Consider the following 18252-nt stretch of genomic DNA (forward strand, 5'->3'; position numbering starts at 1 on the left):
CGTTTAGGGGGCGCTCGTCACGCCGCGAGCGACCGCGAAATGACCGTCCACGCCGGCGTGTTGCGGTACGAACACGGACGCTCGCACAACATGAAAAGAGGGCGGTGCTCAACCTCAGTTCTGGTGGAGCGCTTCGTTCAGCGTGATACCGGTGCCGTCGCGGTTGACCACCTCGACGGCGCCTGAGAGCGAATTACGCCGGAACAGCAGGTTGTCGGCGCCGGACAGTTCGCGCGCCTTGACGGTCTGACCGTCGGCGGTCTGCACCTTCGTGCCCGCCGTGACGTACAGACCGGCCTCGACCACGCAGTCGTCGCCCAGCGAGATCCCGATACCGGCATTGGCGCCCAACAGACACCGCTTGCCCACCGAGATCACTTCCTTGCCGCCGCCCGACAGCGTCCCCATGATCGACGCGCCGCCGCCGAGATCCGTCCCGTCGTCGATGACGACACCGGCCGAGATGCGGCCCTCGACCATCGAACTGCCCAGCGTGCCCGCGTTGAAGTTGACGAAACCCTCATGCATGACGGTCGTGCCCTCGGCCAGGTGCGCACCGAGTCGGACTCGATCCGCGTCGGCGATACGCACGCCGGTCGGCAGCACGTAGTCGACCATTCGGGGGAACTTGTCGACGCCGTAGACCGCCACCGGCCCGCGCGCACGCAGGCGCGCCCGCACCGTCTCGAAACCGGCGACCGCGCACGGGCCGTGATTGGTCCACACGACGTTGGTCAGCACACCGAACAATCCGTCGGCGTTCAGGCCGTGCGGCGCGACGAGCCGGTGCGAGAGCAGGTGCAACCGTAGATAGCCGTCATAGGCGTCGGCGGCCTTGTCCTCCAGCGACGAGATGACCGTCCGCACTGCCACGATGTCGACGCCGCGATCCTCATCGCGACCGGTCAGCGCGCCCAACTCTTCGGGCACCTCGGCCACCGACAGGCGCACCGTGCCCGACGGGCCGTCGGCTCCGAGTTCGGGTGCCGGGAACCATGTGTCGAGGACCGATCCGTCGGCGGCGATCGTCGCCAGCCCGATACCTGCAGCAGAAGTCACGCGGGTAAGACTAACGTCAGCCGTGTGAGCCTGGACTTGCACGGTGATCCGATCGCGCTGACCGCCGCGCTGGTGGACATTCCCAGCGAGTCGCGCCACGAGCGGCGCATCGCCGACGAAGTCGAGACCGCGCTCCGCGAACAGACCTCGATGGAGGTGATCCGCAACGCCGACGCCGTGCTGGCCCGCACGAACCTGGGGCTACCGTCGCGGGTGCTGCTCGCCGGCCACCTCGACACCGTGCCCGTCGCCGACAACCTGCCCAGCCGGCTGGTCGACGGGGAACTGCACGGCTGCGGCACGTCGGATATGAAATCGGGCGACGCGGTATTCCTGCACCTGGCCGCCACCGTTGCCGAGCCAACGCACGACATCACGCTGGTCATGTACGACTGCGAGGAGATCGAGGCGTCGGCCAACGGACTGAACCGCATCCAATCCGAGCTGCCCGACTGGCTGCGGGCCGACGTCGCGATCCTCGGTGAACCCTCCGACGGGTATATCGAGGCCGGCTGCCAGGGCACGCTGCGCGTCGTCATCAGCGCGAGCGGTACCCGCGCCCACTCTGCCCGGTCGTGGTTGGGCGACAACGCGATTCACAAACTCGGCCCCGTGCTCGACCGGCTGTCGTCGTACCGGGCCCGCAACGTGGAGATCGACGGCTGCACCTACCGCGAAGGCCTGTCCGCGGTGCGCATCGACGGCGGTATCGCCGGCAACGTCATCCCCGATGCGGCCTCGGTGTCGGTGAACTTCCGGTTCGCTCCCGACCGCAGCACCGACGAGGCGCTGCACCACGTGCGCGACGTGTTCGACGGCCTCGACGTCGAGATCGAACTCACCGACTCGGCGGCCGGTGCGCTGCCCGGGCTGACCAAGCCGGCCGCGGCCGCGCTGGTACAGGCCGCAGGCGGACAGGTCCGGGCCAAGTACGGATGGACCGACGTGTCGCGATTCGCCGCGCTCGGGGTTCCCGCGGTCAACTACGGCCCCGGTGATCCGAACCTCGCCCACCGTGTCGACGAGCGCGTCGAGGTCGCGAAGATCACCGCCGCGACCGACGTGTTGCGCCGGTATTTAACCGCTTGACCGCGCACCTACGCTGAATGCATGTGAGTTGACGACGTCTCCGGGTGCCGCCCGGATCCGACCGTCCCCCATTTCCGTGCGAGACACGAAGCGATCACTCACATGTCTTCCATCGTCTGTTCTGAGTTGTCATTTGTATGGCCCGACGACACACCGCTGTTCGACGAGCTGTCCTTTTCCGTCGGCGACGGCCGGACCGGTCTGGTCGCCCCGAACGGCGCCGGAAAGAGCGCGCTGCTCAAGCTGATCGCCGGTGAGCTGTCGCCGACGTCGGGTTCGGTCACCGTCGACGGCACGCTCGGGTACCTGCCGCAGACGCTGCCCTACATCGCACATCACACCGTCGCAGAACTGCTCGGCGTCGCGCCCGTCATCGCAGCGCTCGACGCGCTGGCCGACGGGAACCCCGGTGCCGACGTCTTCACCACGATCGGCGACGACTGGGACGTCGAGGAGCGCACGCGGGCACAGCTGGATCGGCTTGAACTGAGCCACATCGCGCTCGACCGTCGACTCGACACGCTGTCGGGCGGCGAGATCATCAGCATCGGCATCGCCGGTCAGCTGCTGAATCGGCCCGACGTGTTGCTGCTAGACGAACCGACGAACAACCTCGACGTCGACGCCCGCCACCGACTCTACGACGCGCTCGACGACTTCACGGGCTGCCTGCTGGTTGTCAGCCACGATCGGCTGCTGCTCGACCGCATGGATCGGATCGCTGAACTGCACCAGGGTGAAATCCGCTCCTACGGTGGCAATTTCACGCTGTACACGGAGGCGGTGAGCCACGAGCAGCGCGTCGCCGAGAACAATGTCCGCAGCGCTCACCAGCTGCTCAAGCGCGAGAAGCGCGAGATGCAGCAGGCGCGTGAGCGTGCGGCGCGGCGGGCGGGCACGGCGACACGCAACCTCAACGACGCCGGGTTACCGAAAATCGTTGCAGGAGCCCGGAAGCGGCGAGCCCAGGAGTCCGCGGGCCGCATCGACGGCGTGCACGCCGCGCGGGTCGACGATGCCAGGGCTCGCCTGGACGACGCCGAGCGGGCGGTCAGGGACGACGACGCGCTCGTACTGGACCTACCCGGCACCGACGTACCCGCCGGCCGGGATGTGCTCACCGCCAAGGGGTTGCGCTTCTCGGCCGGTGAGCTGCTGCTTCTCGACGACGTCGACCTGTCGGTGCGCGGGCCCGAGCGTATCGCGCTGACCGGGCGCAACGGGGTGGGCAAGTCGACGTTGCTGCGCATCGTCGGCGGGGACCTGGCACCGGACTCCGGTTCGGTACAGCGCAGCGGTGCCCGCGTGGCGTATCTGTCGCAGCGGCTCGACCTGCTCGATCCGCGCCTCACCGTCGCCGAGAGCCTCGCCGCGTATGCACCGAGCCTTTCTCACACCCGTCGCATGCACCTTCTGGCGCAGTTCCTCTTCCGAGGCGACCGGATCCATCTGCCGGTGGGCGCGATGTCCGGCGGTGAGCGGTTGCGCGCGACACTCGCGTGCGTGTTGTTCGCCGAACCGGCACCCGAGTTGCTCCTGCTCGACGAGCCCACCAACAACCTCGACCTCGTCAGTGTCGGGCAGCTTCAGGCCGCGCTGAACGCGTACCGGGGCGCATTCGTCGTCGTCAGCCACGACGAGCCCTTCCTCGCCGACATCGGCGTGCAGCGGTGGCTTCGGCTATCCGGCGGCCGTCTCGAGGAGCAGTGGATGCCCTGATCGGGCGTCGCGCCGCATGAAATCGGCGCACGGCCAGCTATCCGGGGCACGGTAAGTTTGAGACCCGTAGCGTGTCGTCAAGGGGGTCGCGCCATGGGCATCGCGCCCGATTCCAGCCCGTACGGCGGTCAGACCGTGACCGGCCCGGGCTGGCCGAACGTCGACGAGGAGACGTTGGCCGCAGCGGCGGCGTCGTACGAGGCGTTGGCGTCCAAGATCAGTGGCAACGTCGTGCCCGAACAGCAGGGTCAGCTGATGCAGCTGTCCGATTCATGGGAGGGCGCGGGCGCGCTCGCCGCCGCGGGGGAGGCCACCAGCATCATCGGCGGGCACGAGGCCAACGCGGCGCAGGCGGCCGCGATCGCGGCGAAATTGCGGGCGATGGAGGCCACGGTCGTGAAGACGAAGATGCTGGCGAACACGATCGCCCAAGAGGTCCAGCATGAGTGTGAAGCCCTCTCGGCGATGCCGTTCAGCAACGCCCAGGAGCTGGTGCAGAGCCGGATCAAGATGGGGCTGTCGCAGAACATCGCCAACATCACCGCCAGCACCACCGAACTCGCGAACACCCTCGGCGTACCGCCGAGCATCCCGCTTTTCGGCGTCCCACCCGTGCCCGGAGCCAAGGAGGCGCAGGACAGCGGGGAGGAAGCCGCGAAGCAGGCCGGTGACGGTTCACAGCAGGCGATGCAGATGGTCGGCCAGATGGGAGCCATGGCCGCGCAGCTGCCGATGCAGATCGGCCAGACGCTGATGCAGGTGCCACAGCAGCTGGGCCAGCAGCTCTCGCAGCCGCTGCAACAGCTGACGTCGATGTTCGGCCAGGGCGGGAAGGCCGACTCCCTCGGCGCCGCGGGGCTGCCCTTCTCGTCGTTCTCCAACCATCCGCTCGCCGGCGGCTCGGGCGCCGGTGGCGGTTCCGGCATGGTCCGGGCGGCGTCGCTGCCGGGCTCCGGCGGTGCGCCACTGCAAACCCCGCAGATGGCCAACCTCGTCGGCAGCAAGGCGGTCAGCACCGCACCCGCGCCCGACGGCGCGACCGCGGGGGCCGCCGCGGTCGGCGGGGCGGCCCCGATGGCCGCGGGCGGCGGTATGGGCGGGATGGCCCCGATGATGGGTCAGCGCGGCGTCAGCGGGGGCACCGCACCAGGATTGGCCGTGCCCGCGCCGCTGGAGCACGATCTCGACGACGACGACGATGACGACTGGTGACGAGGAGCGCACATGGGTAGCCCACTGAGAAAGCCCGACGGCATCAGCTGGAACGCGGCGGCGGTCGAACTGCCCGAGATACCGATGATCCCGGCGGGACAAGACGCGATGAGCGCCACCATTTCGGCGGTACTGCCGACGCTGGCCGCCCAGCTGACTACCAACGTCGCCGCGCTGTCGGCCAAGGAGAACACGTTCTCGGGCAAGGTGGGCGTCGCGCAAGCCGCCTACGAGAACTCCGACGACGCGGGCTCTCAGTCGGTTGGCCAGATCGTCGGGATGCTCGGCCAGGTGGGGCAGCAGGCCGGTCAGATGGGGCAGATGGCGGGGGCGCCTGCTCAGACCCTCGGTGGGCAGACCGGAATGTTCGGCTCCCTCATGCAGCAGGCCATGCAGGGTGCCCAGTCGCCGGGCGGCTCGTCGGCCACCGGTGGGGGTGCGCCACCGAGCGGTGCCGCACCGACAGCCGCGGCGGGAGCGCAGAGCCCGGGTGCGGGCGCACCGGCGCAGCAGCCTCGCGACGACGCCGGGCTGCAGACCGGTGAATCCGACGATCGTGAGGACCACCGGCCGTTGAACCGCGGCGATGACCGCCCGTGGGACGGCGCCGCCGGACCACAGGGCAGTGAATCGGGTGCGGGCGCTGCCCCCGTCACCCCTCCGAAGTCTGGGGACGACGACGTCGCCCGCAACCTGTAGCGGTTACCCCACCTGGGGACGCGTCTGCGCGGGTCGCGGGCCCTCCGCGGCGACCGGCGCCTCCGGTGGGCGACCCACTACTGCCGAATCACTCGGTGCGGCTTGGTATTCCGGTTCGGCACGGCGCGTCGGCTCGGATGGTTTTTCGGCTGGGTCCTCGTCGGAGCGTGCGCCGGTGCCGTCATCGTTGACGCGACTGTCGTCGCGCTCGGGTGTCTCCTCGCCTCGCGCGGCCTGCTGTACAGCTTGCGCGATCATCTGCGGAACCTGTTGCAGCCCTTGCGCAAGACCCAGCAGCGGCGCCGCCATCGACCCGACCAGCTGTCCGACCTGCTGTCCGACCTGACCGAGCATCTGGCCGACCATCTGATCGCCACCGGGCGGGCCCACGCCGTTCGCGGGGGAGCCTGGGACGCCCCCTGTTGTCGATGTGCTTTCGCTCACTTCCGTATCCCGTTGACCGTCAAGCGCGTCGGCGGCCGCGCGCAACTTCTCGGCTCCTTCGTGGTCGCCCTGCTCGTACATCTGGGCGGCCTTTTGCAGCAGGTCAGAGATCGTCGCACCCGCGTCGGCGGTGGCGTGCACGGTGCCCAACCGAGCGTCGAGCGCGCTCGACAACGCGGTGCCCACTCCGGCCGCGATCTGGCCGTGGCTGGTCTGCACTCCGGTTGCCTCCGGTACGCCGGCGAGCACGTGCGACAGGTCCGTCGCGACGCGGTCGTGAATCGAGGCGGAGGACCGCAACCCGTTTGTCTGCGCGAACAACTGGCTCATGACAGTCAAGCCTAGGGCCGCGACAGAACCGGTCCTGACACGAATTTCAGCGGTGGGCTTCGCCTTGGGCTGCGGCGTCCGCGGCGGCGCCGTGCCACCCGCACGCCGCGTAGCTCTGGGATGCCTCGGCCAGCGCGGCGGCATCCCGCGCGGTGAGTGCTCGGCTGTGAGCCAGCGCCAACCGTCCAGTCGCGCAGTCACATTCGGTGCTTACCCGTTCGATCGCGTCCGCGGCCCGCATGTCGCCGAGCCGTACCGCGTCCACCAGCGAGCGCAGCGCGACGGCCGTCTGTCCTCCACGCTCGGCACTGCGCACCGCCTCACGGGCCGCGGCGACGGCGCCGTGCTCGTCGCGGCGCGCCCACATCGTCCACGCCCGTGCGAGTGCCAACTCCGGAGCGAACAGCATTGACTTCAATCCGTGCCGAGACTCGGCGCGCGCCAATGCCTTCCCCGCCTCGACACCCGCACCGAGCTGGCCGAGCGCCTGGGCCAGCAGCATCCACGCCAACGGACCCCACGAGTAGCCGGTGGGGGCCAGCGCCGCGGCCGCACGACGCAACAGGCGTACCGCCTCCTCGAGGTCACCCTTGGCGATCAGCACGTCGGACACCAGCACCTCACCGATCGCGCGACCCGGTTGTTGCAACTGCGCGAAGTCGGTGAGCCGCTGGGCAAGCTGCTGGGCCCGGTCCAGTTCACCTGCCATCAGCAACGCCGTCGTCTGCCCGAATCCGCTGGTGAACCGCAGAAGCCCCGGATGCCCGGCGGCCATCGCCCGCTCGGCCAACGCGTCGACATCGGCGAACCGGCCCGTCCGCGCCGAGCTCAACGCCGCGGCCGCCGCCGCCCAGCCGATCGCGGTGTCGTCGGCGTCCGGCGACGCCAACACGCCGGTGGCCACCTCCATCGCCCGCGACACGCTCCCGGCGTTCATCGCAAACGTGGCCGACAACGCGTCGAGGGTGATGCGTGCGGCCGGCGACGACACCCGGTTGCGTGTCGCACGCAGGAACGCCGTGGCGCGCTCGGGCTCGGACAGCATCCAGAACTGGTTGGCCGCCCGCGGCAGCGCCCACGCCATCAGCTCGGTCTCCGACAGCGCGGCACCGTTCACGCCGTCGAGCACCGCGTCCGCGTCGCGGCCTCGGCCTTGCCACGCCAGCGCGTACGCGAGCGTCAGCCGGGTGGGGAGGTCATCGGGTGCGCCCTGGAGCGCGGCGCGGCCGAGCCGTTCGCTGAGCACCAGATCGCCGAGGCGCAACGCCTCCGCGGCCGCCGAGGACTGCTCCGATGGCCCCTGCGGACTGTCGCTGTCGAGCGCCAGCACCGCGCGGCGCAACCTGTCGACGGCGCCGTGACCGGGCCGCCCGGCCAGCCGGTCGACGACTTCACCCCGCAGTCTGCGCAGCTCCGGGCCGCCCAACGCTTCGCGCACCGAGTCGGCGAACAGCGGATGCGCCGGGTGCACCCAACCGTCGTCGACGACGACGGCACCCGATGCCGCTGCGGCCTCGACCGACTCCGGTCCCACCAAGGCTTCGAGCTCGTCGAGCGCCAGCGGGTCGTCGACGGCCAGGTACTCCAGGACGCGATAGGCGGCGCCCGTAAGGGCGGCGACGAATTCGTCGACCGACGCGGCCACCCGACGGTCGTCGTGACCCGGCGGCTCGAGGTCAATGCGCTCGACGAGGCCGTCGTCCCACAACGCCGAGACACCGTCGGCCCTCACTCCGGACGGCGCTACCGTCACGATCAGCGCGGCGGTGCCGCTGACCGCGAGCTGGTAGATCAGCGCCGCCGACAACGGATCCAGCAGATGAGCGTCGTCCACCACCAGCAGGCGCCCGTCGCCCAGAGTGTCGCGGGCGCTGCGCAGAACGTCTGTGGTCTTGCCGGTGTCGGCGACGTCGATGAGGCGGCTGACCGCCGCGAAAGGGACCGCGGCCATCGGCGCGGTGGCGGTGACCCAGTCGACGCGGTGGTAGGCCCCTGCGAGCCGTTCTGCGGCCGCTCGCGCCAGCGTCGTCTTACCCACGCCGGCGGGACCGATCAGGACGGCGCCGGAACGCTTCTGCAGACCGGCTTCAATCGAATCGAGTGCCGGTCCGGGCGGCGAGGTGACCCACTCAATCGGCACGGCCGGAGTCTATGGCTAAATCGATCGCCGCACTCCTCAACGCGGCCGGGGGCCGCTTGATCGTCGTGCGGCTAGGTTGTGCTCGTGTCCGCAGAACCCCACGCTCGCGAGTCCCGCCGTCAGTGGGCGGTGTGTGTCTACTGCGCGTCGGGTCCGATGCACCCCGACCTCATCGGGCTGGCCGAGGAGGTCGGGGTGGCGATCGCCGAGCGGGGTTGGAGCCTGGTCTCCGGCGGCGGAAACGTTTCTGCGATGGGTGCGTTGGCGACGGCGGCCAGGTCCCGCGGGGGCCACACCGTCGGTGTCATCCCGAAGGCGCTGGTGCATCGCGAGGTCGCCGATGTCGACGCCGACGAACTCGTGGTCACCGACACGATGCGTCAACGCAAGGAGGTCATGGAGGGGCGGGCGGACGCGTTCGTCGCGCTGCCCGGAGGCATCGGCACGCTCGAGGAGTTCTTCGAAGCCTGGACAGCGGGTTATTTGGGTATGCATGACAAACCGGTCGTGCTGCTCGACCCCATCGGGCACTACGACGGGCTGTTGGCTTGGCTGCACGATCTGCGCGACAGCGGGTACGTCGCGCAGGGGGCACTGGACCGATTGGTCGTCACCGTCGACGTCGAGTCGGCCATGACGGCGTGTGCGCCACAGCCATGAACACGGTCACTAGGGTGTGCGACAAACGAACAGGGAGGGACGAACGCGCATGACCGAGAAGTCGGGGATTCGCCGCAGCGTCGGTTTATTGGACATCGCCGCCCGCGCGCCGGGCCTGATCGCGGACCTGCCGACGATCCTGCGCGGCGTCGTCACCGGTTTCGGTGCTCGGCCCTCGGCCAAGACCTCGATCGGCAAGGTTTTCCAGGACCGCGCCGCACGCTACGGCGACAAGGTGTTCCTCCGGTTCGGCGACGAGCAGATCACCTATCGCGAGGCCAACGAGACCGTCAACCGCTACGCCGCGATCCTGGCTGCCCGCGGCGTGGGCCACGGCGATGTCGTCGCCATCATGCTGCGCAACTCCGCGGAGCCCGTGCTGCTGATGCTGGCGTCGGTCAAGTGCGGCGCGATCGCCGGCATGCTCAACTACAACCAGCGAGGCGATGTGCTCAAGCACAGCCTCGGGCTGCTGGAGGCCAAGGCCATTGTCGCCGATACCGACTTCGTCGAGCCGATCACCGAGTCCGGCGCCGACACCGACGGGCTGCTCACCATCGACGACCTCAAGCGCCTGGCCTCGTCTGCGCCCGCCAGCAACCCCCCGACCACCGCGGCGGTGCTCGCCAAGGACAACGCGTTCTACATCTTCACGTCGGGCACCACCGGCATGCCGAAGGCCAGCGTGATGACGCATTACCGCTGGCTGCGGGCGCTGGCCGGGTTCGGCGGTCTCGGAATGCGGCTGACCAGCAAGGACACCCTCTACTGCTGTCTGCCGCTGTATCACAACAACGCGTTGACGGTCGCGCTGTCGTCGGTGCTGAACTCGGGCGCGACGCTGGCGATCGGCAAGCAGTTTTCGGCGTCGAAGTTCTGGGACGAGGTGATCCGCTACGACGCGACCGCGTTCGTCTACATCGGCGAGATCTGCTCGTATCTGCTCAGCCAGCCGCCCAAGGACACCGACCGCAAGCACAAGGTGCGGGTCATCTGTGGCAACGGGCTGCGCCCGGCGATCTGGAACGACTTCACCGAACGATTCGGCATCGACCGGGTGTGTGAGTTCTACGGCGCCAGCGAGGGCAACACCGCGTTCGTAAACGTGTTCAACATTCCGCAGTCCACCGGTATCTGCCCGTCGCCGGTGGCCTTCGTCGAGTACGACCCGGAGACCGGCGATCCGCTGCGCGACGACAAAGGCCGCGTCAAGAAGGTGTCCACCGGTGAGCCGGGCCTGTTGCTGTCCAAGGTCAGCAACTTCCAGCCCTTCGACGGCTACACCGATCGCGAAGAGACCGAAAAGAAGTTGGTGCGCAACGCTTTCCGTGACGGTGACGTGTGGTTCAACACCGGCGACCTCATGCGCTCGCAGGGGTTCGGGCACGCGTCGTTCACCGACCGGCTCGGCGACACCTTCCGGTGGAAGGGCGAGAACGTCGCCACCACCGAGGTGGAGACGGCCATCTCCGCCGCTCCGCAGGTCGAGGAGTGCACGGTCTTTGGCGTCGAGGTCGAGGGCGCAGGCGGACGCGCGGGCATGGCCGCGATCCAGCTCAAAGAGGGCGAGAAGTTCGACGGCAAGGCGCTGGCCAAAGCCGCATACGACAAGTTGCCCAATTACGCGGTGCCGCTGTTCGTGCGGGTGGTCGAGGAGTTGGCGTACACGTCGACGTTCAAGAGCCAGAAGGTCGACCTTCGAAAGGAGGGCTTCAACGTAGAGGAGATCGACGATCCGATCTACGTGCTCTCCGGTCGCGACGAGGGTTACGTCGAGTTCTACGACGACTACCCCAAAGAGGTCGCCGACGGAAAGAAGCCCAAGAACTAGCGATTCGTGAGTGGAAACGTTCGCCCGCCGAACGAAATCACGCACAAATCGCGCCGCCGTAGCCTGGAAGGGTGAACACGCACTCGGGCCGCTTCCTGGGCCGGCCCGTCGCCGCCGATCGAGCGCTGATCATGGCGATCGTGAACCGGACTCCGGACTCGTTCTACGACCGCGGCGCCGCGTTCACCGACGAGGCGGCCAAGACGGCCGCGCACCGGGTCATCGAGGACGGCGCTGACGTCGTCGACGTGGGCGGGGTCAAGGCGGGCCCGGGTAGCACCGTCGACACCGACGAGGAGATTGCGCGCGTCGTTCCGTTCATCGAATGGCTGCGCAGCATTTATCCCGATCAGCTGATCAGCGTCGACACCTGGCGCTCGGCGGTCGCCAAACAGGCGTGCGCGGCGGGAGCCGACCTGATCAACGACACCTGGGCCGGCCACGATCCGGCGCTGCCGGAGGTGGCCGCGGAGTTCGGTGCAGGCCTGGTGTGCTCGCACACCGGCGGCGCACAACCGCGCACCAGGCCGTTCCGGGTCAACTACGGAATCACCGAACGCGGCGTCGTCGACGACGTGATCGCGGAGGTGACCGCGGCGGCCGAACGCGCGGTCGCGGCGGGGGTGGCGCGCGACGCCGTGCTGATCGACCCGACGCATGATTTCGGCAAGAACACTCATCACGGTCTTAGTTTGTTGCGCCATGTGAAAGAGCTTGTAAACACTGGATGGCCCGTCCTGATGGCGCTGAGCAACAAGGATTTCGTCGGGGAGACTCTGGGTGTGGGTTTGACCGAACGCCTGGAGGGCACCCTTGCAGCCACCGCCCTGGCGGCCGCAGACGGAGCCGCGATGTTCCGGGTGCACGAGGTCGGACCGACTCGGCGTGTACTGGAGATGGTCGCGTCGATCCAGGGCGGACGGCCGCCGACGCGCACGGTGAGGGGACTGGCATGACACTCACACCCGAACTTCCCGCTACTGACGTCGTCATCGCACGCTGGCTCAGCGACCACAGCTGGAGCCGGCCGACGTGGACGGTCTCCGAACTCGAAGCCGCCAAACGGGGCCGCACCATCTCGGTGGTGCTGCCCGCCCTCAACGAGGAAGAGACGGTCGGCAGCGTCGTCGAGACCATCACCCCGCTGCTCGGTGGGCTGGTCGACGAGCTGATCGTGCTGGATTCCGGCTCGACCGACGACACCGAGATCCGCGCCCTGGCCGCCGGTGCCCGGGTGATCAGCCGTGAGGCGGCGCTGCCGGAGGTGGCTCCGCAACCCGGCAAGGGGGAGGTGCTGTGGCGCTCGCTGGCCGCCACGACCGGTGACGTCGTGGTGTTCGTCGACTCGGACCTGATCGACCCCGACCCGATGTTCGTGCCCAAGCTGGTGGGTCCGCTGCTCACCACCGACGGTGTGCACCTGGTCAAGGGCTTCTACCGCAGGCCGCTGAAGGTCAGCGGCAGCGAGGACGCCAACGGCGGCGGGCGGGTGACCGAGCTGGTGGCCCGGCCGCTGCTGGCCTCCCTGCGGCCCGAGCTCAGCTGCATCCTGCAACCGCTGGGCGGTGAATACGCGGGCACCCGTGAGCTGTTGACGTCCGTACCGTTCGCGCCGGGCTACGGGGTCGAGATCGGTCTGCTGATCGACGCCTACGACCGGCTCGGCCTCGACGGGATCGCCCAGGTCAACCTCGGTGTTCGCACCCACCGCAACCGGCCGCTGACCGAGCTGGCCAGCATGAGCCGCCAGGTGATCGCGACGCTGCTCTCGCGCTGCGGGGTGCCGGACTCCGGTGTGGGGCTGACGCAGTTCTTCGCCGACGGTCAGGACTACACGCCGCGGACATCGTCGGTGTCGCTGGCCGACCGCCCCCCGATGGTGACCCTGCGCCCACGCTGAGTCATATCGCCGCTTGATCGTCGTCCGCCGGGTTGAATTGGCGGACTCCTCAGCGCGGCTCGTCCCTCGCCGCTTGATCGTCGTCCGCCGGATGTCGGCGCGCTGAGGCAGTATCGAAACCGTGAGCCTGGTTCTGCTGTATCTGGTCGTACTGGTCCTGATCGCCGTGGTGCTGTTCGCCGTCGGCAGCGTCGTGTTCGGGCGCGGTGAACCGCTGCCCCCGTTGCCGCGGGAGACCACCGCTACGGTGCTGCCCGCCTCCGGCGTGACGAGCGCCGACGTCGACGCCGTCAAGTTCGCCCAGACGCTGCGCGGCTACAAGACCAGCGAAGTCGACTGGGTGCTCGACCGGCTGGGCCAGGAACTCGACCTGCTGCGCGGTCAGCTGGCCACCCTGCGGGCCACCCACGGCATCGAAGACGACGAGCCCATCGAGGGTGGCGCGCACGCATTGCAATCCGAGGAGGAGTCGTGACCGCAGCCACCCCGGAGACCTCCGAAGAACCCTCCTTCGAGCCCGACGGCCGTGTCCGGTGCGCGTGGATCGACGAATCACGTTTGGCCCCAGCTGATTTCATTCTCTACCGCGACTATCACGACACCGAGTGGGGGCGGCCGCTTCGCGACTCGGTTGCCCTCTTCGAGCGGGTGAGCCTCGAAGCGTTCCAGAGCGGGCTTTCGTGGCTGGTGATCCTGCGCAAGCGGGAGAACTTCCGCCGAGCGTTCCACAATTTCGACATCGACCGGGTCGCGCGCTACACCGAGCGCGACATCACGCGGTTGATGGGCGATGCCGGGATCGTGCGCAACCGCGCGAAGATCGAGGCCACCATCGCCAACGCGCAAGCGGCGGCCGACCTGCGTGACGCGGGAACCGACCTGGCCGAGCTGTTGTGGTCGTTCGCACCGCGGCCCCGGCCGCGGCCCGCCAGCTTCGCCGAGATTCCCGCCGTCACCCCCGAGTCGACCGCGATGGCCAAGGAATTGAAGCGCCGCGGCTTCCGCTTCGTGGGACCCACGACCGCCTACGCGTTGATGCAGGCGACCGGAATGGTCGACGATCACACCGCCGACTGCTGGGTACCGGCGACTTCAGCGGCACCCGGTAAGCGGCCTTAGCCGGGTCTTTGCACACCGAACGGCGCCGATAGGGAACAATAGAGGCGTTCAGTAGCAGTTTCAGTGCCGGGAATGTCAAACGAGTGGGCAGTCTCGGCCCCGACCGAGCCCGCGGGCGGGCCGGCTCATCTGGAGGGAGCACTCGATGGCGGCGATGAAGCCCCGGACCGGCGACGGTCCACTGGAAGCAACCAAGGAGGGGCGCGGCATCGTGATGCGGGTACCACTGGAAGGCGGCGGGAGACTCGTCGTCGAGCTGACCCCTGATGAGGCCGCCGCGCTCGGGGATGAACTGAAGAACGTCACGAGCTGACGGTTCCGCTGTGACCGGCTACGCCGGATTGCCCACTTTCTGGTAGATCTCCAAGGTCTGCTCGGCGATGTGGGCCCAGGAGAACTCCTGAATGCAGCGCTGCCGCCCGGCCTCGCCGTATTGGCGCGCCCTCTCGGGGTCGGCGATCAGCTCGTTGACCGTCGCGGCCAACCGGCTCTCGTAAGCCGGCGCGTCCTGCGGGTCGTAGTGCACCAACCGTCCGGTGTGTCCGTCGGCCACCACCTCCGGAATGCCGCCGACGTCGGAGGCCACGACCGCCGTCGCGCATGCCATCGCCTCCAGGTTCACGATGCCCAGCGGCTCGTACACTGAGGGGCATACGAAAACAGTTGCAGCGGATAGTATTTCGCGAATCTTGACGATGGGGAGCATCTCGCGCACCCAGAAGATCCCGGTGCGGGCGTGCGACAGGTGCTGAACCGCCTCGGTCACTTCGGCGGCGATCTCGGGGGTGTCGGGCGCTCCTGCGCACAGCACCAGCTGCACATCGGGGGCGAAATCGTGGGCCGCGGCGATCAGATGGGCAACGCCCTTCTGCCGCGTGATCCGACCGACGAACGCCACCATGGGCCGCGACGGGTCGACGCCGAGTTCGGCCAACACCGATTCGCCCGGCTCCGGGTGAGCCGGATACCAGACCTCGGTGTCGATCCCGTTGCGCACCACGTGGACCCGATTCGGGTCCAACGCGGGATAGGTGCGCAGGACGTCCTCGCGCATACCGGAGCTGACCGCGATCACCGCGTCGGCGCCCTCCACCGCCGTCTTCTCCACCCACGACGAGACCCGGTAGCCGCCGCCGAGCTGTTCGGCCTTCCACGGGCGCATCGGCTCCAGCGAGTGTGCGGTCAGCACGTGCGGCACCCCGTAGAGCAGTGCGGCGAGGTGGCCGGCCAGGCCGGTGTACCAGGTGTGCGAGTGCACCACGTCCGCGTGTGCGGCGGCATTGACCATGTTGAGGTCGGCCGACAGCATCGACAGCGCGGCGTTGGCGCCGATCAGCGCGGGGTCGGGTTGCGCGACGATCGCGTCCGCACGCGGGGCGCCCATGCAGTGCACGTCGACCTCGCAGAGGCGGCGCAGCTGAGCGACCAACTCGGTGACGTGAACCCCCGCCCCGCCGTAGACCTCGGGTGGATATTCCCGAGTCATCATCGCCACCCGCATGAATTCGACCCTAGTTACGGGCGCAAGCCGCCGCTGGAGTGATCGTGTCGGAACCGCCGGATCTGCGTCGAAGACGTTGACTCGTCGTGGAATGGGTAGCCCAGGACAGAAGCGGCCGATAGGTTTGAAGCATGAGGGAACTGCCACACGTGCTGGGCATCGTCCTGGCCGGCGGGGAGGGCAAGCGGCTCTACCCGTTGACCGCGGATCGAGCCAAGCCCGCCGTTCCCTTCGGCGGCGCCTACCGCTTGATCGACTTCGTGCTGTCGAATCTGGTCAATGCGCGGTATCTCCGGATTTGCGTGCTGACGCAATACAAGTCGCACTCACTTGACCGTCACATCTCCCAGAACTGGCGATTGTCGGGCCTTGCGGGTGAGTACATCACGCCCGTCCCGGCCCAGCAGCGGCTCGGTCCACGGTGGTACACCGGTTCCGCGGACGCGATCTACCAGTCGCTGAACCTCATCTACGACGAAGATCCGGACTACATCGTCGTGTTCGGCGCCGACCACGTCTACCGCATGGACCCCGAACAGATGGTCCAGTTCCACATCGAAAGCGGCGCGGGTGCGACGGTCGCGGGTATCCGGGTACCGCGCCAGGAGGCCACCGCGTTCGGGGTCATCGACGCCGACGAGTCCGGCCGCATCCGCAGCTTCATCGAGAAGCCCCCCGACCCGCCGGGCACGCCGGACAATCCCGACGAGGCGTTCGTGTCGATGGGCAACTACATCTTCACCACCAAGGTGTTGATCGACGCGATCCGCGCCGACGCCGACGACGACCACTCCGACCACGACATGGGCGGCGACATCATCCCCCGTCTGGTCGACGACGGCATGGCGGCGGTGTACGACTTCAGCAACAACGAAGTGCCCGGTGCGACCGAACGCGATCACGGTTACTGGCGCGACGTGGGAACCCTCGATGCGTTCTACGACGCGCACATGGACCTGGTGTCGGTGCACCCAGTGTTCAACCTCTACAACAAGCGTTGGCCGATCCGCGGGGAGTCGGAGATGCTCGCGCCGGCGAAGTTCGTCAACGGCGGTTCGGCCCAAGAGTCGGTCGTCGGCGCCGGCAGCATCATCTCGGCTGCGTCCGTGCGGAATTCGGTGCTGTCGTCCAACGTCGTCGTCGACGACGGGGCGATCGTCGAGGGCAGCGTGATCATGCCCGGGGCCCGCATCGGGCGCGGGGCGGTGGTGCGCCACGCGATCTTGGACAAGAACGTGGTCGTCGGTCCGGGCGAGATGGTCGGGGTGGACCTCGACAAGGACCGCGAACGGTTCGCGATCAGCGCCGGAGGAGTGGTCGCGGTCGGCAAGGGCGTCTGGATCTAACCCCTAACCCCCTAACGCGGACCGTCCGCCAGACCCAGGGGTGCACTCGACGAGTTTCGGCATCGCCCTCCTTATGCGTTGTGCCCTGGTGCTTCACGCTGGCTCCTGTCAAACGGCCCGCGAGGCCACGAGCACAGGAGACAACGATGAGACGCAACACCATCACGGCCGCCGTCGCCGCCGGCGCGATCGCCGTCGGCGCCCTAATGACCACGACCGCGCCGGCCGCGCACGCTGAGAAGCTCTCGGAGAAGACGATCAAAAGCGAATGCAAAGCCGCCGGCGGGACCTACACCAACAAGGGCTCGGTGTCGACCTGCGGCTACAAGGACATCAGCGGCAACAGGTACATCGATGTCTTCTCCGGCGGCCATTACGTCACGACGCTGACGTGAGCGGGACCTGGAGTCAGCTCGCTGCGGCGTTGCGGCGCCGTCGCCTCAGAATCCAGACCGCCAGCCACGCCAGGACCACGACGGCCACCAACACGAGCACGGGCACCAGGATCGCGGCGAGGACCAGTCCGACACTGACCCCGTCCTCGACCGTGCTCAGCACCGGTGCGGCCACCCCGGCGGTGGCGACGTTGGCCGCCGGACGAACGGTCGACTTGGTCAGCGACACCACTAGCGCGACCACGACACCGATCACCACCGGAATCCACTGCCCGGACTGAGCGAACGCGCCGGGGTCGGTGACCGCCGACGTCTGCGCCGCGGTGCCGGAACCGAAGACGATGCCGCCCGCGGTCGGCCGGACGAACGTCTGGACGGCATCGTTGACGCTGTCGAGCGCCGGGACTTTGTCGGCCACGATCTCGACGACCAGAAGCGTCGCGACGATCGCCATCACCCAGCCGTTCTCTAGCCAGGCCCAGCCGGCGGGCAGGGCGACCAGGTTGGTGAACCGCGACAGCAGACCAAGCGCCAACAGGGGGATATAGGCGTTGAGCCCCGCCGCGGTCGCCAGGCCGAGGCCGGTCAGCAGTTCCATCTCCGCATTATGAGCCGCAAGCCGCGATCGCATCGCCGATAGAGTGGCGCACTGTGGGTGGCCGACGTCAATCCGTAAAGCTGCACAAGGGGCGACGAATACCTCAACATCCGCGCCGGCGAATACCGTGTCGGGACCGTGGGGTGCGCCTCTGTATACGGCGAATCGTAGAGCCGTACCGGCTCCATGACACCGTTGGCAGCAGCCAGG

At 68.4% G+C, this 18252-nt stretch carries 18 protein-coding genes; 13 read left to right on the plus strand and 5 right to left on the minus strand.

The window, feature by feature from the left end; translation table 11 throughout:
• Positions 1–114: 114 nt before the first annotated feature.
• Positions 115–1101 carry a 2,3,4,5-tetrahydropyridine-2,6-dicarboxylate N-succinyltransferase gene (gene dapD, locus A5790_RS18775; RefSeq protein WP_231987843.1) on the minus strand — a complete coding sequence of 329 codons (987 nt, stop codon included), beginning with the start codon at positions 1099–1101 and terminating at the stop codon, positions 115–117.
• Here dapD and dapE point away from each other — a divergent pair.
• The 4 genes from dapE to A5790_RS18795 all read left to right on the plus strand — a co-directional run bounded on the left by dapE (position 1084) and on the right by A5790_RS18795 (position 5778).
• The gene (gene dapE / locus A5790_RS18780; protein ID WP_064396696.1) at positions 1084–2148 is read left to right on the plus strand and encodes a succinyl-diaminopimelate desuccinylase; all 1065 of its coding nucleotides are present in this window, start codon (positions 1084–1086) and stop codon (positions 2146–2148) included. The genes dapD and dapE overlap by 18 nt on opposite strands.
• Positions 2149–2250: 102 nt before the next feature.
• On the plus strand, positions 2251–3867 hold the full coding sequence (locus A5790_RS18785) for an ABC-F family ATP-binding cassette domain-containing protein (RefSeq protein ID WP_064396694.1): 1617 nt from the start codon (positions 2251–2253) through the stop codon (positions 3865–3867).
• A 93-nt stretch (positions 3868–3960) separates the two neighbouring features.
• Positions 3961–5079, plus strand: a complete 1119-nt coding sequence (locus tag A5790_RS18790) for a hypothetical protein (protein WP_064396692.1) — start codon at positions 3961–3963, stop codon at positions 5077–5079.
• A gap of 12 nt (positions 5080–5091) precedes the next feature.
• Complete coding sequence (locus tag A5790_RS18795) at positions 5092–5778, plus strand: hypothetical protein (protein ID WP_064396689.1); 687 nt, start codon at positions 5092–5094, stop codon at positions 5776–5778.
• A gap of 3 nt (positions 5779–5781) precedes the next feature.
• Here A5790_RS18795 and A5790_RS18800 read toward each other — a convergent pair whose 3' ends face one another.
• Entirely contained in the window at positions 5782–6552 is a 771-nt protein-coding gene (locus A5790_RS18800) for a type VII secretion target (RefSeq protein WP_066847546.1), read from the minus strand.
• 46 nt (positions 6553–6598) lie between these two features.
• Positions 6599–8692: an AAA family ATPase gene (locus tag A5790_RS18805; protein WP_066847549.1), complete on the minus strand. Its 2094-nt coding sequence runs from the start codon at positions 8690–8692 to the stop codon at positions 6599–6601.
• Positions 8693–8776: 84 nt separating this feature from the next.
• On the opposite strand from A5790_RS18805, the gene A5790_RS18810 reads away from it, so the two are divergent.
• The 7 genes from A5790_RS18810 to A5790_RS18840 all read left to right on the plus strand — a co-directional run bounded on the left by A5790_RS18810 (position 8777) and on the right by A5790_RS18840 (position 14515).
• Entirely contained in the window at positions 8777–9352 is a 576-nt protein-coding gene (locus A5790_RS18810; RefSeq protein WP_082961791.1) for a TIGR00730 family Rossman fold protein, read from the plus strand.
• Positions 9353–9401: 49 nt separating this feature from the next.
• The gene (gene fadD6, locus A5790_RS18815; RefSeq protein ID WP_064427757.1) at positions 9402–11183 is read left to right on the plus strand and encodes a long-chain-acyl-CoA synthetase FadD6; all 1782 of its coding nucleotides are present in this window, start codon (positions 9402–9404) and stop codon (positions 11181–11183) included.
• 131 nt (positions 11184–11314) lie between these two features.
• Positions 11315–12139 carry a dihydropteroate synthase gene (gene folP, locus A5790_RS18820; protein ID WP_064420239.1) on the plus strand — a complete coding sequence of 275 codons (825 nt, stop codon included), beginning with the start codon at positions 11315–11317 and terminating at the stop codon, positions 12137–12139.
• On the plus strand, positions 12136–13083 hold the full coding sequence (locus A5790_RS18825) for a glucosyl-3-phosphoglycerate synthase (protein ID WP_064396681.1): 948 nt from the start codon (positions 12136–12138) through the stop codon (positions 13081–13083). The genes folP and A5790_RS18825 overlap by 4 nt, the downstream gene beginning before the upstream one ends.
• Before the next feature lie 121 nt (positions 13084–13204).
• On the plus strand, positions 13205–13558 hold the full coding sequence (locus A5790_RS18830) for a DivIVA domain-containing protein (RefSeq protein WP_064420200.1): 354 nt from the start codon (positions 13205–13207) through the stop codon (positions 13556–13558).
• Entirely contained in the window at positions 13555–14202 is a 648-nt protein-coding gene (locus tag A5790_RS18835; protein WP_066847552.1) for a DNA-3-methyladenine glycosylase I, read from the plus strand. Before A5790_RS18830 ends, A5790_RS18835 begins: the two co-directional genes overlap by 4 nt.
• Positions 14203–14347: 145 nt before the next feature.
• Positions 14348–14515 carry a DUF3117 domain-containing protein gene (locus A5790_RS18840; protein WP_005059648.1) on the plus strand — a complete coding sequence of 56 codons (168 nt, stop codon included), beginning with the start codon at positions 14348–14350 and terminating at the stop codon, positions 14513–14515.
• Between the two features lie 18 nt (positions 14516–14533).
• On the opposite strand, the gene glgA is transcribed toward A5790_RS18840, so the two are convergent.
• Positions 14534–15703 carry a glycogen synthase gene (gene glgA / locus A5790_RS18845; protein ID WP_064420202.1) on the minus strand — a complete coding sequence of 390 codons (1170 nt, stop codon included), beginning with the start codon at positions 15701–15703 and terminating at the stop codon, positions 14534–14536.
• Between the two features lie 131 nt (positions 15704–15834).
• On the opposite strand from glgA, the gene glgC reads away from it, so the two are divergent.
• Together glgC and A5790_RS18855 are read left to right on the plus strand one after the other, a co-directional pair.
• Complete coding sequence (glgC, locus tag A5790_RS18850; RefSeq protein ID WP_064396672.1) at positions 15835–17049, plus strand: glucose-1-phosphate adenylyltransferase; 1215 nt, start codon at positions 15835–15837, stop codon at positions 17047–17049.
• Between the two features lie 146 nt (positions 17050–17195).
• Positions 17196–17444, plus strand: a complete 249-nt coding sequence (locus A5790_RS18855) for a hypothetical protein (protein WP_064420203.1) — start codon at positions 17196–17198, stop codon at positions 17442–17444.
• 13 nt (positions 17445–17457) lie between these two features.
• On the opposite strand, the gene A5790_RS18860 is transcribed toward A5790_RS18855, so the two are convergent.
• Positions 17458–18042 (minus strand): DUF4126 domain-containing protein, encoded by a 585-nt coding sequence (locus A5790_RS18860; protein WP_064396669.1) that lies wholly within the window; start codon positions 18040–18042, stop codon positions 17458–17460.
• Between the last annotated feature and the right edge of the window lie 210 nt (positions 18043–18252).

It is taken from the genome of Mycobacterium sp. 852002-51152_SCH6134967, from assembly GCF_001667105.1.
In the GTDB taxonomy this organism is placed as follows: Bacteria; Actinomycetota; Actinomycetes; order Mycobacteriales; family Mycobacteriaceae; genus Mycobacterium; species Mycobacterium neumannii_A.